The following is a 16812-nucleotide window of genomic DNA, read 5'->3' on the forward strand; positions in this document are numbered from 1 at the left end:
CTCCAGGTGAGGCCCGCCGCCAACGGGGCGTCGGCGGCGGGCCTCGCCGCCCTGAGAACCGCGAGGCGCGGGCCTCGCCGCCCCGGGACGGCGAGATGCCGGCCGGCCCGCTCGATCAGCCAGCGCGGGTGAGACGGGCGGCGGCCCGCTGCTTGAGAGCGAAGCCCTGCCGGGCTGCCTCGCGCAGTCTGGCCACCAGCGGTGAGCGTGAGCGCCGCACCCACGGGACCGCGACCTCGGTGGTCCCGTACTTCGACTTGTAGGAGTTGCCGCCGACGAAGTCGAACTCGGTGACGCCGCGGGCGCGGGCCCACCGCAGCGCGTGCCAGATCAGGGTCTCGTTCGGGCGCAGGTGCTGGTGTTCGCGGTAGCTCGCGCCGCCCCAGAAGTACATCGTGGTGTGGTGCCAGGGCAGGACCGCGGTGGCGATGGAGCGGCCCTCGGGGTCGCGGGCGCGCAGGAGCAGGATCCGGCCGGCGGGTGACAGGTGACGGATCAACGACCGAACTCTTTCCACCGAATAGGTGGGTACCAGATTCTGCTTGGCGAAAACGTCGCGTAATTGATCGTAGAATTCGTCGGCGAATGCGGGATCGCCGGTCACCTCTTCGATGGTGACGCCAGACTTCGCGGCCTTGCGGATGTTGCGGCGGCAGGCGCCGGACATCGCGGCGAAAAGATCGTCCTCCGGTGGTTCCAGGTTGATCACGGCGGTGGGTGCGGAGTCCCAGTGCAGGCCCAGGCCGGCCAGGTCGGGGGCGGCGAGGTCGGTGCCGGTCAGGAAACGGTCGCGCAGTTCGGCATGGGCGCAGCCCAGCTCGGAGAAGGCGAACGGCAGCAGGGCCCGCAGGGCGGACCGGCGCGGCACCGCCGGGTCGAGGTTGAAGCCCAGGTAGGACGTGGTCCAGCCGGCCATCGGGCTGCCCAGGATGCGCAGGCCGTACTTCTTGGTGATCAGGCCGGTGAAGTGGCCGACCGGGGTGGCACCGTCGGTGACGGTGGCGAGAACGGGCTCCGCCTTCTGGCATTGCGCCACGAAAGAGATCCACTCCGGAGTGTGGAAGATCAGGCGATCGGGGTACGCCGCCCGGTCGGCCCAGAGCGCAGCCGAGGGCTCCACCCGTTGCAGTCGCAGCATGAAGTCCCCGCTCGAAATAGGATCGCCGCGACAGGATCCTCCACCGCGTGTCCATTCCGCAAGGAACCGATCGGGCTATTCCCATTTGACATGAGCGTTATTCGCGTTCGTTATGACAATTGCTACTGCCGCAGTCCCCACGCATTTGCCAAGGTTGGTGGAAGAGCGTCCGTGGACAAACGGCCGCACAGCGAGTGGCCGTGGAACGAGCGGGAGGAAGCCGTGCCGACGGCGATCAGAAAACGCCTGAACGAGCTGGGCCTGCGCAGCCGCCTCCGGGCCCGGCCCCGGACTCAGGGCCGCATCCTGGCGCCCGCCGGGCTCCTGCGCCGCCTGCCCAGCGCCCCCGGCCTCTACTTCCCCTTCTACCACGACGTCCCCGCGGAGTATGGCGACGATCTCCGCCACCACCTGCGCACGCTCAGCCGCATCGGCCCGATGGTCTCGTGGGAGGAGGCGCTCGCCGTCCTCGCCGGGAAGCGGGAGCTGACCGGGCCGGTGTTCTGCCTCTCCTTCGACGACGCCCACCTCACCTGGCGCGACGTGGCCGCACCGCTGCTGCTGGAACTGCGGGTGCCCGCGATGTTCTTCCTGACCTCCGGCATGGTCGGCGAGCCAGGCAACCTGACCTGGCAGGACTGTCGTGACCTGGTGGCGGCCGGTTTCGACTTCGGCTCGCACACGATCAGCCACACCCGGCTGGCCGACCAGGGCGACAGCGAGGCGGCCCGGGAGATCCGCGGCTCGAAACACCTGATCGAACACGAGCTCGGTGTCGAAATCAGGGACTTCGCCGCACCGTACGGTCACCCGGCAGTTGATTTTCGGGAGCGCGACGTGCGCACGGCCCGTGACGCGGGTTATCGCAGCTTCGCCACGACGCTGCGGCCCGCCATGCACCCGGGCGATTCCCCCATGTGGATCCGCCGGCAGGGTCTGCACCCGGCCTGGCCGATCATGGCAGTGAGGACCCGTGTCCATGACTGACGCCCGCATCTACCTCTCCCCTCCGGACGTCAGCGATCTGGAACGCAAGCTGTTGCTGCAGGCGTTCGACTCGAACTGGGTGGCGCCTGTCGGCCCCGACCTGGACGCGTTCGAGGAGCGGGTGGCCGAGCTGGTGGGTGTGCGGCACGCGGTGGCGCTGAGCAGCGGCACCGCGGCTCTGCATCTGGCGCTGATCGCCGCCGGGGTGCGCCGGGGCGACACCGTGCTGGTGCCGTCGTTCACCTTCGCCGCCACCGCGAACGCGGTCGCCTACCTGGGTGCCCGGCCGGTCTTCGTGGACAGTACGCCGGAGAGCTGGAACGTCGACCCCGCCCTGGTCGCCGAGGAGCTGCGGGTCCGGGCCGAGCGCGGCGAGTTGCCCCGCGCGGTGATCGCCGTGGACATGTACGGGCAGTGCGCCGACTACGACCCGCTGCTGACCGCCTGCGACCGCTACGGCGTCCCGCTGATCGAGGACGCCGCGGAGGCGCTCGGCGCGACCTACCAGGGCCGGGCCGCCGGGTCGTTCGGCCTGGCCGGAGTCCTGTCGTTCAACGGCAACAAGATCATCACGACCGGTGGTGGCGGCATGCTCGTCACCGACGACAGCCGGATGGCCCAGCAGGCCCGGCACCTGGCCACCCAGGCCCGCGAGCCGGTGCCGCACTACGAGCACCGCAGCGTCGGCTACAACTACCGGCTGAGCAATCTGCTCGCCGCTGTCGGCCGGGGCCAGCTGATCCGTCTCGAGCAGATGATCGCCGCCCGCCGGGAGACCTTCGAGTTCTACCGGGCACAGCTGAGCGACCTGGAGTTCATGCCGATCGCCGGGTACGGGGTGCCCAACTACTGGCTGACCTGCGCGCTGGCGGCCGACGGCGCTCAACGGGACCGCATCCTCGCCGAGCTGAACGGCCGCGACATCGAGGCGCGCCCGGCCTGGAAACCGATGCACCTGCAGCCGGTCTTCGCCGACTGCGTGGCGCGCGGCGGAGAGGTCAGCGCCGACCTCTTCGGCCGTGGCGTCTGCCTGCCGAGCGGCTCCGCCCTCACCGCCCACGACAGAGAGCGGGTCGTGGAAGCGGTCCGTTCCGTGCAGAAGGGATGACGGGGCGGATGCGCATCGTCTACATCCATCAGTACTACTGCAATCCGCAGATGGCCGGCGGGATCCGCTCCTACGAGCAGGCCCGCCGGCTTGTCGCCCGCGGCCACTCCGTCGACGTCATCACCACCGACATCACCCCGGGCGCCCGGGATCTCGGCTGGCGGGTGACCGAGGAGGACGGGGTTACCGTCCACTGGTTCCGCGTTCCGTACGACAACCACATGTCGTTCGCCCGCCGGCTGCGCGCGTTCGCCGAGTTCATGGTTTTGGCCGGGGCGAAGGCGGCCCGGTTGAGAGCGGACCTGGTCTTCGCCACCAGCACACCGCTCACCGTCGCGGTGCCCGGCGTGATGGCCGCGAAGCTGCGCCGGGTGCCGTTCGTCTTCGAGGTCCGTGACCTGTGGCCGGAGGTGCCGATCGAGATGGGCGCCCTGCGCAACCCGGTGGCCCGCCGGTTGGCCGGTGCGCTGGCGAACTTCGCCTATCGCAACGCCGCCGAGGTGGTCGCCCTCTCCCCCGGCATGGCCGCCGGTGTCGTCGCCCGCCGGCCGGGCACACCGACCACTGTCATCCCGAACGCCGCCGACCTGGACCTGTTCGCCGTCGACCCGGAGGCGGTCCGCCGGTTCCGGGCCGAGCACCGCTGGCTCGGTGACCGGCCGCTGCTCGTCTACACCGGTGCGCTCGGCGCGGTCAACGGCGTGGAGTACCTGGTGCGGGCCTTCGACCGGATCCGCGAGCTGGACCCGGAGATCCAGCTGCTGATCGTGGGCCACGGCAGGGAGTGGGAGTCCACCCGGGAACTGGCCGCGGGCAACCCCAACGTGCACATGTGGGAGAAGGTCCCGAAGTCCGAGCTGCCGGTGATCCTCGGCGCCGCCACCATGTCGTCGAGCACGGTGCGCCCGATCCGCGGCCTCTGGGACAACTCGGCGAACAAGTTCTTCGACGCGCTCGCCGCGTCCCGGCCGATCGCCATCAACTACGGCGGCTGGCAGGCCGACCTGCTCCGGGAGACCGGCGCCGGGCTGGTGCTGGACCCGGAGAACACCGGTGAGGCGGGCGAGGTCCTGGCCCGGCACCTGCGCGACGAGCTGTGGCTGCGCCGGGCCCGGGAGGCCGCGCACCGGCTGGCCGTCGAGCGGTTCTCCCGGGACATGCTCTTCGACCGTTTCGAGCAAGTCCTGAACCGGGCCGCTGATGAGCGCCGGGCACTCCTGACGAGCGGGGGATAGTCAGCGTGGAACTGCGTGCTTATGTACGGGCGTGCCGGCGCCGATGGCTCTGGCTGGTGGTGCCGGTGCTGGTGGCGACCGCCGTCGCGGCCGGGCTGACGCTGACCGCGGCGCCCGCTCACCGGTCCTCGATGGTGCTCTTCGTGACCGGCGGCAACGGCGACCCGGACGCCGGCGCGCGCCGGCTGAACTCGTACATCGCCCTGCTCACCGGGCCCCGGGTGGCGCAGGGTGTGGTGGACCGGATCGGGCCGGAGGTGACCTCGGCGCAGGTGCAGAAGAGCCTCTCCGCCCAGGTCCGGGAGGGCACCGATCTGCTGGTCATCTCCGCCACCGCCGAGTCGCCCGCACAGAGCCGGCAGATCGTCACTACCGCCGCCGCGGTGCTCGTCGGCCTGGCCCGGCAGATCGGCACGACCGGCGAGCAGGACGGGCCCGCGCCGGCCGTCTCGATCGTCCAGGACGCCGAGACCACCCAGGAACCCGGCAACCTGCTGCGCAACCTCGGCTTCTCCGCCGTGCTCGGCCTGCTGATCGGGGCGATCGCGGTCGCGGTCCGGGAGGCCACGGCCAAGACCGTCGCCGAGGAGGACGACCTGCGCGGTCTCGGGCTGGACACGATCGGGGTGATCGCGCTCGGCCGCCCGGCCCGCTCCGAGCACCCGGACCAGGCGCTCGCCGAGGCGTTCCGGCGGTTGCGCAGCCTGATGCCGAACCTCGTCGATCCGCATCGCGGCACCGCCCGGGGCCGGTCGCTGCTGCTCACCGGCTCGCACCGCAAGGAGGGCACCACCGCCGTCACCTGCGGGCTGGCGATAGCGATGGCCGAGACCGGCGCCCGGGTGGTGCTCGTCGACGCGAACATGCGCCACCCCGGCGTGGGGCGCTACCTGGCCCTCGACGCGGCACCCGGCCTGGCCGAGGTGCTCGCCGGCACGGCCCGGGTGCCGGACGTGCTCCAGAGCTCGCTGAACGGCCGGGTCACCGTGCTGCCGGCCGGTGAGCACGCCCCCGACCCGGGCGAGATCCTGGCCTCGCCGCGGCTCGGCGCCACCGTCCGGACGCTCACCGAGCGGTTCGACATCGTGCTGGTGGACGGGCCGGCCCTGCACGGCGTGGCGGACGCGGCCGTGCTGAGCCAGGTGACCGACAAGGCGCTGCTGGTGGTGCGGGCCAACCACACCCGTACGGCCGACGTGCGCAAGTCGATGGACCTGCTGGAACGCGTCGGCGCCGAGATGGCGGGCGCGGTGCTCAACGCGCTGCCGCGCAAGCTGCCGACCGGCAAGGACTGGCACGAGGTGGTGGCCGAGGTGCAGCCCGCCGAGGCCGGTCTGGGCCTGTTCGGTGACGCGGCGACCGCCCGGCCGCCCCGCTGGGACGACACGTTCGTCTCGCTGCCGACGATCGGCACCGCCCGGGGCCGGGCCCCGGTGGTCAAGGGCGTGATCAGCGGGGAGAAGCCCGCCGCCGAGGAGCCGAGGCAGGAGAAGGTCCGCGGCTGGGCCCGGGTCTTCACCACACCTGCTCCGGAAGAGCCTCACCTACCCGTCCAGCGCAATTCCGACGAGTCGGACCCGCCGGAGGAGACGCCGAAGGACGGGGCGACACCGAAGGACGAGGAGAAACGAGCCGGTGAGTGACGTCAAGGAGGTAGAGCCACTCAGCAGGCGGATGCTCCGTGAGCCGTACGTCCAACTGCTGGCCTCCCAGGTGCTCACCGGCGGCGTCGCCCTGGCCGCCAACATCCTGATGGTCCGCTCGCTGACACCCACCCACCGCGGTGAGGTCGCCCTGATGCTGCAGGTCGTCTACCTGGTGACCCAGTTCCTGCTGCTGGGCACCGAGCGCAGCTTCGTGGCGAGCTATCACCAGGTCTCACCGGCGCCCGCCGTCCGCGCGTACGCCCGCCTGCTGCTCCTCCCGTTCGGACTGTTCCTGACCGCCGCCGTGGTGTACGCGCTCGTCGCTCCGCACCGGCTCACCCCCGGCCCGGTGATCATCGCGATGCTCGCCTGGTACGCGCTGATCGAGGCCGCCGCTCTCGCCACCCGGTCGATCGCGATCGCCGTCGGCCGGGTCCGCGACTTCCTGCTGTGCCGGGTGATCGAGGCCCTGCTGCTGCTGGCCACGCTGATCGGCCTCTACCTGAACGGTGCGGCGAACCCGGCCGTGTGGTTCCTGGCCTACCTGTTCGCCGGCGCGCTGCCCACCATCGTCTACGTGATCCTGTGGCTGCGGCTGCCGGTGCTGCCCGGTTCCGCACCGTCCGGGCCCGAGCAGAACCGCCTGGTCCGGCGCGAGGGCCTGGCGCTGTTCCCGGCGGCGATCTCCAACATGGCGATGCTGCGAGTGGACCGCCTGGTCATCCCGGCGCTGGCGTCGACCGCCGCGCTCGGGCTCTACACGTCCGTCGCCACCATGACCGAGCTGCTCGCCTGGCCGCTCCGGGCGTACGCCGACTCCCGTCTGGGCCGCTGGCGGGCCTCGCACAACGACGGCGGCCTGCACGCCAAGCCGATCGTGGTGGCCGCCGCCGTCTACAGCCTGGTCGTCGTCCCGATCGTGGCCGGCGGCCTGTACCTGCTGATCGAACCCGTCTTCGGCCACGAGTACGCCCCGGCCAAGGCCGTCGTCCTCCCGCTGGTCGTCGCCGCCGGCCTGTACGGGGTCTCCCGTGTCGCTCTCGGCCTGCTGATCGCCAAGGGGCACAGCGGCATGGTGTCGACCGCCGAGATCACCGGTTTCGTGGTCAGCTTCGCCGCCTACGTGCTCCTCATCCCCAAGCTCGGCATCCTCGGCGCGGCCTACGGCTCCCTGCTCGGTTACGGCACCTGCCTGATCTTCGCGCTGATCACCACGATCGCGGTACGGGACCGGAGACGCGAGCCGTGACCTCGCGTGCCTTCCTCGCACCGGGACTGATGCTGGTCCTGGTGACCATCGGCGGCCGGTACACCCTGGACCGGGCCGGCCTGGTCGACCTGGCCTGGGTCGACCTGCGGGTGATCGGCCTGATCGTCGCCGTGGTCCTGCTGGCGATCGAGGCGGCCCGCCGTCCGCCGAGCACGACCTCGCGGAAAGAGGGCTGGCTGCTCGCGGCCCTGCTGTTCTTCCTGTTCCAGATCGCGTCGGCGCTGTGGGCACCGCCCGCCTCGCGGATCGGGCCGCAGACCCTCGACCTGGTCCTGCTGGGCGTGCTGGTGCTGGCTTTCTACGTGTACGCCACCGGTGACCCGGACCGGGCCATCAGGCTGGTCTTCCAGCTGCTGTTCGCCGTCGCGATCGTCTTCGCCCTGGCGGCGATCTTCATCAGCGGCCCGGGTGAGCAGGGCCGGTACTCGGCGTTCGGCGGCGGCCCGAACGTCTTCGTCCGGATCGAGCTGCTCGGCGTGATCAGCGCGGTCGCGATGTTCCTGCTCACCGGGCGCTGGTGGCCGCTGCTGGTGACACCGCTCTTCCTGCTGGCGGCGGTGCTGTCCGGGTCGCGGGCCGGCCTGCTCGCGGGCGGGGTGGTGGGTTTCGCCGCGCTGCTCAAGCTCCGGCACCGGCTGCGTACCGGCCCGGTGGTGGCCGCCGGTGTGCTGCTGCTGGGCGTGGGCGCCGCGCTGTGGGCCTTCGCCCCGCCGGCCTTCACCGACCTCTTCCAGGAGCGGTTCGTTGAACAGACCGTGCAGGAACAATATCTCTCCGACCGGACCTCGATCTGGGCGGCCGCGTGGAACCTCTTCCTCGATCATCCGGTCGCCGGTACGGGACTCGACGGCTTCTACGGCGTGATCGGCGTCAACCAAGCTGTCGAGTACCCCCACAACTATCTGCTCGCCGTGGCCGCCGAGGGCGGGCTCGCCGGGCTCGGCCTGCTCACCGCGTCGCTGGTGCTCTGGACCCGGGTCGTGCACGGTGGCGGGCAGCGCCCGATGCTGACCGGGCTCGCCGTGGCGTCGGCCGTGTTCGTGGCACTGAGCAGCCTCTTCTCGGGTGACTACTACGACTCCCGGCTGGCCTGGATCTTCGCCGCGCTGGCCGCCGCGGCCGCCCTGACACCGGTCCGCACGCAGCCGGCCGGTGCCCGGGAGTTAGCGAGGGCGGGGCGATGAAGCGCCGCACCGTGCTGGTCGCCATGGGCCTCGGCGTGGCGGGTGCCGCCACCGCTGCCGCACACGCCGTGCGCAGCCACGAGAACGTCCCGGAGATCCACGATCCGATGCCCGGGGCGGCACCGGCGACCCAGGACGCCCTCAAGGTGAAGCCGGTCGCGTTCTGGACCGGCGTCTTCATGAAGAGCTGGGACTACTCCTACAGCAACGGGGTGCCGCTGAGCCGCTCGGCGGACAGCCGCGACCACTACGACCTGGCGTACGACGTCGACGGCTGCGTGGCCATGTTCCGGGCCACCGACCAGCGCCGCTTCCTGGACCGGGCGCTGATGTTCGTGGAGAACGTGGTGGCCGCCGCGAAGCCCTCGACGAGCCTGCCGGACAGCCGGTTCAGGGACGAGTATCAGGGCTGGGCGTCGCGGAAGTCCGGGGAGGGCGGCGACGAGGTCCCGCTCTACGAGAGCTACTTCTGGCGGTACGCGACGTCGCTGCTGGTCGCGATCCACGACAACCCGGGCGTCTTCGGCGACACCGGATACCGCACGCGGTACGACCGACTGCTCGCCTTCGCCGAGATCCAGATCTTCCAGAAGTGGTACGACCGGGGCGCCGACGACACGATCTACCGGGAGCGCACGCACATGGCGTCGCACTGGGGCCTGATCGCGCTCAACCTGTCGCTGCTCACCGGCGACGCGGCCCGCCGGGTGCGGTACCAGAAGGTCGCCGACACGATCAGCACCCGGCTGCGCGGGCAGCTGCGCCGCAACCCGGCCGAGCCGACGGCCTACTTCTGGAGCGACGTCTGGGAGTCGGCGAAACGGCCAGGGCAGGACGTGGGTCACGGCAACGGCGTCATCACGTACGTCGTGGAGGCCCGCGACCGCGGCAGATCCTGGACCGGCGCCGACATGGCCGCCTTCTGTGCCCTGCTCACCAAGGTGGTCTGGCCGTCCGGCACGACCTACCGGATGTACGTCGACGGCACCGGCTCGGACAACGGCTGGTTCGCCGACGGCTTCGTGAAGCTGGGCCGCTACGACCCGGCCGTGCAGATACGGCTCGAGAAACACCAGGTGGTGAACGATCAGTTCGCCGCGAACATGGCGCTCAACGCCCGCTTGCTGCGGTCGTGACGCCGGAAGGGAAAGACGATGACGGCTGCCCTGTTGGACCCGGCGGCACGCGAGTGGAAGGAGACGCTCCAGCACGTCGGCCACGACATGTACCACGTGCCGGACTACGTCGTGCTCGACGCCCGGCTCTACGGTGGCTCACCCGCGGCGTTCTGGTACGAGCACGACGGCCGCCGGCTGCTGGTGCCGCTGATCGTCCGGGACATACCCGGCTCGGAGTCGCGTGACGCGCTCTCCCCGTACGGCTACCCGGGCCCGGTCAGCGACGCCGCGCCGGACGACGCCGGTTTCTGGGAGCCGGCCTGCGCCGCGTTCGTCGAGACGCTGCGCGCGGAGGGCATCGTGACCGCGTTCATCCGGATGCACCCGCTGCTGAACGCGCCGAACCCGGCGATGAACCGGCACGGTGCCCTGGTCCTGCACGGCGAGACCGTGTCGATGGATCTGACCGTCTCGCCCGAGGAGATGTGGAAGCAGACCCGCAGCGACCACCGCAACCACATCAACCGGGCGAAACGCGCCGGAACCCGGGTAGTCTTCGACGACTGGGACCGGCTGCCCGAGTGGGTCGAGGTCTACCACGACAACATGCGCCGGGTCGGCGCCGCCGACTACTACTTCTTCACCCTGGAGCACCTGACCGCGCTGCACGACGCGGTCGGTGACCGGATGCACCTCGCGGTGGCGTGCGAGGGCGACGAGGTGGTCGGCGGCAACACCTTCTTCGAGTACGACGGGATCGCCACCGGGTACGTCTCGTCGACCCGCCGCGCGCCGAAGCGGTACGCCGACGAGCTGCTCTACGACGAGGTCCGGCGCTGGTGCAAGGAGCGCGGTGCGGAGATCTTCCACCTCGGCGGCGGCAAGGGCGGCAGCAACGACTCGCTGTTCACGTACAAGGCCGGGTTCTCGCCGAGCCGGCACCCGTTCCACACCTGGCGGGTGGTCGCCGACCGCCAGGCGTACGAGCGGCTGGTGCGCGAGCGCCGGCCGGACGCCGACCCGGCCGACCTGACCGCCACCTTCCCGTCCTACCGTTAGGAGCACGCCATGCGGATCACCTGCGTCGGCGGAGGTCCCGCCGGTCTGTATTTCGGGGTTCTGGCGAAGCTCGCCGATCCGGACAACGAGATCACCGTGCTGGAGCGCAACCCGGCCGGTGTCACCTGGGGCTGGGGCGTGGTCTTCTGGGACGACCTGCTCGACGACCTGTTCAGATACGACCCGGTCAGCGCGGAGCGGATCTGGCAGTCGGCGTACAAGTGGGACGAGTACCAGGTGCGCGCCACCGGCAAACCGGTCACCCACCTCGCCGGATACGGCTTCAGCCTGGGCCGGCACCGGCTGCTGGAGATCCTCGCCGAGCGGGCCACCGAGCTCGGCGTGCGGATCGAATATGAGCGAGAGATCTCGGAGGTGCCGGAAGCCGACCTCGTCGTCGCCTGCGACGGCGCCCGCAGCCGGATCCGCGAGCAGCACGCCGAGCACTTCGGGGCCGAGGTCGAGGTGGCCGCCAACAAGTACATCTGGCTGGGCACCCGGCACGTGTTCGAGACCTTCACCTTCGGGTTCGAGAAGACCGAGGCCGGGTGGATCTGGTTCCACGCGTACCCGTTCGACGACACGACGAGCACCTTCATCGTGGAGTGCCGGCCGTCGACGTGGACGGCGCTGGGCTTCGACCGGCTGGACGCGAGGTCCGGCTGCGAGAAGCTGCGGGAGATCTTCGCGGAGCACCTGGACGGCAAGGAGCTGATCGACCACCGTGCCGAGGTGGGCGGGACCGGCTGGCTGAACTTCCGCCGGGTCACCGCCCACCGCTGGGACCACGGCAACGTCGTGCTGATGGGCGACTCCGCCCACACCACCCACTTCGCGATCGGTTCGGGGACCAAGCTGGCGATGCAGGACGCGATGGCGCTGGCGGACGCCGTCGCCTCCGGTGACGACCTGGCGGTGGCCCTGGAGCGCTACGAGCACCGCCGCAAGGCGGCACTGGCCCCGCTCCAGCGCGCCGCCCGGGCCAGCAGCGCCTGGTTCGAACGGGTCCCGGACTACGCGGACCTGCCGGCCAAGCGTTTCTCGTACGCTCTGTCCAACCGGCGCGGGGAGTATCCGATGTGGCGTTACCTGCTGCACATGGCAACACAGAGCCCGGTGCCGCGCACAGTGCTGCGCTGGACGCTGAGCGCCCGCCGCGCGAGCCGTGCCCGGAGGCGGCCGGACACGACCCCCTCCAGCGTGGCGGTGCCCCATACCGCGTGACAAATACACAGATGGGACGACCGATGGCCGAAGGCGCCCTACTGCAACCCAGGGACACGTCGTGGACGGACGCGCTGCATCGCGTCCGTCACGACGTCTACCACCTCCCCGACTACGTCAGCCTGGACGCCCGGCTCTCCGGGGGCACACCCGCCGCGTTCCGGTACGACGAGGACGATCGGGTGTTCCTGCTGCCCCTCGTCCTGCGCGCGATCCCGGAGACCGGGCTGCGCGATGCCGTCTCCCCGTACGGCTATCCAGGACCGGTCAGCGACGTCTCCCCCGCGGACACCGGTTTCTGGTCCCGTGCCGCCCTCGCCATGTCCGAGCTGCTCCGGACACACGACGTGATCAGCATGTTCGCGCGGCTGCACCCGCTGCTGCCGGCGCCGATCGAGGCACTGGGAACCACCGGCACCGTCGTCCACCATGGTGAGACGGTTTCGATCGACCTCACCCGTACCCCCGAGGTGTTGTGGTCGCAGACCCACCGCACCCACCGCAACCAGATCAACAAGGCCAAGCGGGCCGGTGTTCGGATCGTCCTCGACGACTGGGATCTGCTCGACGACTGGATCGCGACCTATCACGCGACGATGCGGCGCGTGGATGCCGCGGACTTCTACTTCTTCGGGCCGGAGCATTTCCACCGGCTGCGCCGCGCGCTCGGCGACCACGTTCATCTGGCCGTGGCTGTCTGCGGTGACGAGGTCCTGGGCGGAAACCTCTTCTTCGAGCTGGGCGGCATCATGCACACCCATCTGCAGTCCACCCGGGACGGGCAGATCTGGTGGGCTGACAAACTGCTCTATCACGAGGTGCGCCTCTGGGGCCGGGACCGCGGGAACGAGGTCTATCACCTGGGTGGCGGCGTGGGCGGATCGGACGACTCGCTGTTCCGTTACAAGTCGTCCTTCGGCGCGGGCCGTCAGCCGTTTCACACCTGGCGGGCGATCACCGACCCGATCGCGTTCGAGAAACTGGCGGGCGCGATCTCACCGGAATCGCTCACCGGCCGTTTCCCGCCTTATCGATAGAAACGCGCGCTTCGACCGTACGCGCGCTTCGACCGTACGCGCGCTTCGACCGTACAAAATAGGTCTGCTCTTATCGAGAAACGGCCTGGACGTCGTAACGCCGCACCAGCCCGGCAAGAACGTCGCGGGTGCGATGCAGGTCGGCGATCTGGCTCTCGACCCGTTCGAGTTCCTCGCTGAGCCGCCCGGCCAGCCACGGCGTCCTGATGGTCTCGTCGGCGACACACGGCAGCACGTCGCGGATGGTCGCTGTGGTCAGGCCGGCGGCCAGCAGCGAGCGGATCAGCCGGACCCGCTCGATCGCGACCTCGGGATAGCGGCGCTGGCCGCCGGTGCCGCGCTCGCTCACCAGCAGGCCCTGCTCCTCGTAGTAGCGCAGCGACCGCGCGCTCGCCCCGGTCGCCGCCGCGAGGTCACCGATCCGCATGTCGGTCTCCTGGCTCACTAAGGCTTGAACCTGACATCTATGTCAAGTTCTACCGTCGATCCATGGAAACGACAACCCGCCTGAGCAGTCCCCTCGAGCTGGCCGGACTGAGGCTGCCGAACCGGTTCGTGATGGCGCCGATGACCCGATTCCGCTCGCCCGGTGGCGTGCCGACGCCCGAGGTGGCGGCCTACTACCGGCGCCGCGCGGAGAACGGTGCCGGCCTGATCGTCACCGAGGGGACGCTGGTCGGGCACCCGAGCGCGAGCCACGAGACGACCGTGCCGCGCATGACCGCCGGTGCGAGCGAGGAGGGCTGGCGGCGGGTCACCGGCGAGGTGCACGCCGCGGGCGGGCGGATCGCCGCGCAGCTCTGGCATCTGGGCAGCGAGCGCGAGCCGGTCGACGGATACGCCTCGTGGACGCCGGGCACCATGTCCCCCGCCGACATCGACGTGATCATCGGCGCGTTCGCGGAGGCCGCGCGGGTGGCGGTGCGGGCCGGTTTCGACGCGGTGGAGATCCACGCGGCGCACGGTTATCTGCTGGACGAGTTCCTGTGGGGCGAGACCAACCGGCGCACCGATCGCTTCGGCGGCACGCCGGCACGCCGGGCGGCCTTCCCGGCCGAGATCGTGGGCGCGGTCCGTGCGGAGCTTCCGGCTTCGACCCCTTTGATCGTACGGTTCTCCCAGTTCAAAGAGCGTGACTACAGCGCACGGATCGCCGCTGACCCGGCCGAGCTGGCCGAGATTCTGTCCGCTCTCGCGGGTGCGGGCGCGGACGTGCTGCACGCCTCGCAGCGGCGGTTCTGGGAGCCGGCCTTCGAGGGTTCGCCGCTGAATCTGGCCGGTTGGGCGAAGCGCATCACCGGGCTTCCCACGATCACTGTCGGCTCGGTGGGGCTGAGCCGGGACCTCTGGATCGAGCACCTGTCCCGCCTGGAGGAGGGTTTGACCTCGGAGTACGACCTGGTGGCCATCGGCCGGATCCTGCTGGGCAATCCGGGGTGGGTGCGGCACGCTCTCGCGGACCGGCTGGGTGAGGTTCGTGACTACCGCAAGGCCGACGAGGACATCTACTTCTGAGATGACCCGGCTGGTATGGGCGTCCTGAGATCAACCACAGGTCATTCATAGACTTCGATGTTCTGCTGCGTTCTCCCCTCACCGCATCAGGAGGAACGCATGCAGGACAACGACGCCTTTGTGCGCGAGGTGCATGACAAAGGGCTCGCTTACGACTTGCCCACGATGACCCGGCGGCGGATGCTGACCGCGGCCGGCGGGGCCCTTGCCCTCGCCGGCGGCTCGATGATCACCGGAACCGCCGGACCGGCCGCGGCGGCCTGCGCGGCCGAGGTCGACTCGGAGACCGCCGGGCCCTATCCGGCGGACGGGTCCAACGGCCCGAACGTACGGGTGCTCTCCGGCATCGTCCGCAGCGACATCCGGCCGTCGTTCGGCACGTCGACGACCGTGGCGCCGGGCGTGCCACTGCAATTCTCACTGACCGTGCTGAACGCGGCGTGCGCACCGACAGCCGGCGCGGCGATCTACGCGTGGCACTGTGACCGGGCGGGACGGTACTCGCTCTACACCTCCGGCGTGACCAACCAGAACTACCTGCGCGGCATCCAGGTGACCAACTCGTCCGGCACGGTGACGTTCACCAGCATCTTCCCCGGCTGCTACGCCGGGCGGTGGCCGCACATCCACTTCGAGGTGTACGCCTCGCTCGCGGCCGCCACCAGCGGTTCCGGGCCGATCCGCAAGACGTCGCAGATCGCGCTGCCGGAGGCGGTGTCGCGGACGGTCTACAGCAGCGCCACCGGATATGCGCAGAGCGTCACGAACCTGAGCCGGATCACCCTCGCCCGGGACATGGTGTTCGGTGACGATTTGGCCGCCACCCAGATGGCTGCTGTCAGTGGATCGGTGTCCTCGGGCTATGTGGCTTCGCTGACCATCACGGTTTAATTTGAGGAGCCGCCGCACCTGTTGGGGGTGCGGCGGCGCCATCTCAGCCTGTTGTCGTCACCGCCTCAACATCCCGTGCGGGTCCAGCACGTACTTGCGGGCCGCGCCCTGGTCGAAGTCCTGGTAACCGCGCGGCGCGTCCTCCAGCGGGATCGCCGTGGCGTTGACGTTCTTCGCGATCTGCACCCGGTCGTGCAGGATCGCCATCATCAGCCCGTGGTTGTACTTCATCACCGGGCACTGGCCGGTCACGAACGAGTGCGACTTCGCCCAGCCCATGCCGAGCCGCAGGGAGAGGGAGCCGACCTTCGCGGCCTCGTCCACACCACCCGGGTCACCGGTGACGTAGAGACCAGGAACACCGATCGCGCCGCCCGCCCGGGTGAGGTCCATCAGCGAGTTCAGCACGGTCGCCGGCATCTCGGTCTGCGAGTCCCGCCCGTGGCCACGCGCCTCGAACCCGACCGCGTCGACCGCCGAGTCGACCAGCGGCTGCCCGATCGCCGGAGCGGCCCGGCCGAGGATCTGCTGCACCTGCTCCACCGGGTCACCGTTCGCGACGTTGATGGTCTCGCAGCCGAAACTGCGCGCCTGCGCGAGCCGTTCGTCGTTCAGGTCGCCGACGATGACCACCGCCGCACCCAGCAGGAACGCCGAGGTGGCCGCGGCCAGGCCGACCGGGCCGGCACCGGCGACGTAGACGGTGGAACCGGTGGTCACGCCCGCGCTCACACAACCGTGGTATCCGGTCGGGAAGATGTCCGAGAGCATCGCCAGGTCGAGGGCCTTCTCCAGCGCCTGGTCCCGGTCCGGGAAGCGCAGCAGGTTCCAGTCGGCGTACGGCACGAGCACGTACTCGGCCTGGCCGCCGACCCAGCCGCCCATGTCGACGTAGCCGTACGCCGAGCCGGGCCGGTCCGGGTTCACGTTGAGGCAGACACCGGTCTTGCGCTCCTTGCAGTTCCGGCACCGCCCGCAGGAGATGTTGAACGGCACCGAGCAGATGTCGCCGACCTTGATGTACTCCACGTCCGACCCGACGTCGATCACCTCACCGGTGATCTCGTGGCCGAGAACCAGGCCCTCCGGCGCCGTGGTGCGCCCGCGGACCATGTGCTGGTCGCTGCCGCAGATGTTGCTGGCGACCGTCTTGAGGATCGCTCCGTGCGGCGTACGCCTCCCGACGTTCATCTTGTTGACGCCGGGTCCGTCCTTCATCTCGTAGGTCGGGTAGTCGAGATCGCGAACCTCGACCCGGCCGGGCCCCTGATAGACAACCGCTCTGTTGCCTGACATGGTGCGCCTCCATCCTTCGTGGCTCCTTTCGCCATATTTCTCGGGACGTAGCCGGAACAGAACCGTCGGTAGTGGCAGTTGGTGCAAGCGTTCTACGCCCCCGG

15 protein-coding genes are annotated in these 16812 nt (G+C 70.2%); 12 read left to right on the forward strand and 3 right to left on the reverse strand.

The genetic code is table 11. The features are described 5' to 3' along the window. Positions 1-115: 115 nt before the first annotated feature. Positions 116-1138: a lipid II:glycine glycyltransferase FemX gene (locus ACFQV6_RS06920; RefSeq protein WP_378026497.1), complete on the reverse strand. Its 1023-nt coding sequence runs from the start codon at positions 1136-1138 to the stop codon at positions 116-118. Positions 1139-1309: 171 nt separating this feature from the next. Here ACFQV6_RS06920 and ACFQV6_RS06925 point away from each other — a divergent pair, with 171 nt between their 5' ends. From ACFQV6_RS06925 to ACFQV6_RS06970, 10 genes are read left to right on the forward strand one after another with little or no spacing between them, the layout of a single operon-like run. After that, a complete protein-coding gene (locus ACFQV6_RS06925) occupies positions 1310-2125 on the forward strand; it encodes a polysaccharide deacetylase family protein (protein WP_378026498.1) in 816 nt (271 codons plus the stop codon). Beyond that, complete coding sequence (locus ACFQV6_RS06930) at positions 2118-3233, forward strand: aminotransferase class I/II-fold pyridoxal phosphate-dependent enzyme (protein WP_378026499.1); 1116 nt, start codon at positions 2118-2120, stop codon at positions 3231-3233. Before ACFQV6_RS06925 ends, ACFQV6_RS06930 begins: the two co-directional genes overlap by 8 nt. A gap of 8 nt (positions 3234-3241) precedes the next feature. Continuing rightward, positions 3242-4468 carry a glycosyltransferase family 4 protein gene (locus ACFQV6_RS06935; protein WP_378026500.1) on the forward strand — a complete coding sequence of 409 codons (1227 nt, stop codon included), beginning with the start codon at positions 3242-3244 and terminating at the stop codon, positions 4466-4468. A gap of 5 nt (positions 4469-4473) precedes the next feature. Continuing rightward, positions 4474-6111, forward strand: coding sequence for a polysaccharide biosynthesis tyrosine autokinase (locus tag ACFQV6_RS06940; protein ID WP_378026501.1), 1638 nt, complete (start codon positions 4474-4476; stop codon positions 6109-6111). After that, positions 6104-7363 carry a lipopolysaccharide biosynthesis protein gene (locus ACFQV6_RS06945; RefSeq protein ID WP_378026502.1) on the forward strand — a complete coding sequence of 420 codons (1260 nt, stop codon included), beginning with the start codon at positions 6104-6106 and terminating at the stop codon, positions 7361-7363. Before ACFQV6_RS06940 ends, ACFQV6_RS06945 begins: the two co-directional genes overlap by 8 nt. Continuing rightward, positions 7360-8568, forward strand: coding sequence for an O-antigen ligase family protein (locus ACFQV6_RS06950; protein WP_378026503.1), 1209 nt, complete (start codon positions 7360-7362; stop codon positions 8566-8568). The genes ACFQV6_RS06945 and ACFQV6_RS06950 overlap by 4 nt, the downstream gene beginning before the upstream one ends. Continuing rightward, complete coding sequence (locus ACFQV6_RS06955; protein WP_378026504.1) at positions 8565-9704, forward strand: hypothetical protein; 1140 nt, start codon at positions 8565-8567, stop codon at positions 9702-9704. Before ACFQV6_RS06950 ends, ACFQV6_RS06955 begins: the two co-directional genes overlap by 4 nt. Before the next feature lie 18 nt (positions 9705-9722). After that, on the forward strand, positions 9723-10745 hold the full coding sequence (locus ACFQV6_RS06960; protein WP_378026505.1) for a GNAT family N-acetyltransferase: 1023 nt from the start codon (positions 9723-9725) through the stop codon (positions 10743-10745). Positions 10746-10754: 9 nt separating this feature from the next. Then, positions 10755-11969, forward strand: a complete 1215-nt coding sequence (locus ACFQV6_RS06965) for an FAD-dependent monooxygenase (RefSeq protein ID WP_378026506.1) — start codon at positions 10755-10757, stop codon at positions 11967-11969. An 11-nt stretch (positions 11970-11980) separates the two neighbouring features. Then, positions 11981-13006 carry a GNAT family N-acetyltransferase gene (locus ACFQV6_RS06970; protein ID WP_378026507.1) on the forward strand — a complete coding sequence of 342 codons (1026 nt, stop codon included), beginning with the start codon at positions 11981-11983 and terminating at the stop codon, positions 13004-13006. A gap of 70 nt (positions 13007-13076) precedes the next feature. On the opposite strand, the gene ACFQV6_RS06975 is transcribed toward ACFQV6_RS06970, so the two are convergent. Then, entirely contained in the window at positions 13077-13433 is a 357-nt protein-coding gene (locus tag ACFQV6_RS06975; RefSeq protein WP_378026508.1) for a MerR family transcriptional regulator, read from the reverse strand. Between the two features lie 62 nt (positions 13434-13495). Between ACFQV6_RS06975 and ACFQV6_RS06980 the strand changes: the two genes are divergently transcribed. Continuing rightward, on the forward strand, positions 13496-14521 hold the full coding sequence (locus tag ACFQV6_RS06980) for a 12-oxophytodienoate reductase (RefSeq protein WP_378026509.1): 1026 nt from the start codon (positions 13496-13498) through the stop codon (positions 14519-14521). Positions 14522-14620: 99 nt separating this feature from the next. After that, positions 14621-15412, forward strand: a complete 792-nt coding sequence (locus ACFQV6_RS06985) for an intradiol ring-cleavage dioxygenase (RefSeq protein ID WP_378026510.1) — start codon at positions 14621-14623, stop codon at positions 15410-15412. 57 nt (positions 15413-15469) lie between these two features. Here ACFQV6_RS06985 and fdhA read toward each other — a convergent pair whose 3' ends face one another. Beyond that, entirely contained in the window at positions 15470-16708 is a 1239-nt protein-coding gene (fdhA, locus tag ACFQV6_RS06990) for a formaldehyde dehydrogenase, glutathione-independent (protein ID WP_378026511.1), read from the reverse strand. Positions 16709-16812: the final 104 nt, after the last annotated feature.

It is taken from the genome of Actinoplanes sp. GCM10030250, assembly GCF_042666575.1.
GTDB lineage: Bacteria > Actinomycetota > Actinomycetes > Mycobacteriales > Micromonosporaceae > Actinoplanes.

Coding starts and splice junctions, on each gene's coding strand:
- ACFQV6_RS06920 (WP_378026497.1), bottom strand. CDS start 1,138: ATGCTGCGACTGCAACGGGTGGAGCCCTCGGCTGCGCTCTGGGCCGAC.
- ACFQV6_RS06930 (WP_378026499.1), top strand. CDS start 2,118: ATGACTGACGCCCGCATCTACCTCTCCCCTCCGGACGTCAGCGATCTG.
- ACFQV6_RS06935 (WP_378026500.1), top strand. CDS start 3,242: ATGCGCATCGTCTACATCCATCAGTACTACTGCAATCCGCAGATGGCC.
- ACFQV6_RS06955 (WP_378026504.1), top strand. CDS start 8,565: ATGAAGCGCCGCACCGTGCTGGTCGCCATGGGCCTCGGCGTGGCGGGT.
- ACFQV6_RS06960 (WP_378026505.1), top strand. CDS start 9,723: ATGACGGCTGCCCTGTTGGACCCGGCGGCACGCGAGTGGAAGGAGACG.
- ACFQV6_RS06965 (WP_378026506.1), top strand. CDS start 10,755: ATGCGGATCACCTGCGTCGGCGGAGGTCCCGCCGGTCTGTATTTCGGG.
- ACFQV6_RS06970 (WP_378026507.1), top strand. CDS start 11,981: ATGGGACGACCGATGGCCGAAGGCGCCCTACTGCAACCCAGGGACACG.
- ACFQV6_RS06975 (WP_378026508.1), bottom strand. CDS start 13,433: ATGCGGATCGGTGACCTCGCGGCGGCGACCGGGGCGAGCGCGCGGTCG.
- ACFQV6_RS06980 (WP_378026509.1), top strand. CDS start 13,496: ATGGAAACGACAACCCGCCTGAGCAGTCCCCTCGAGCTGGCCGGACTG.
- ACFQV6_RS06985 (WP_378026510.1), top strand. CDS start 14,621: ATGCAGGACAACGACGCCTTTGTGCGCGAGGTGCATGACAAAGGGCTC.
- fdhA (WP_378026511.1), bottom strand. CDS start 16,708: ATGTCAGGCAACAGAGCGGTTGTCTATCAGGGGCCCGGCCGGGTCGAG.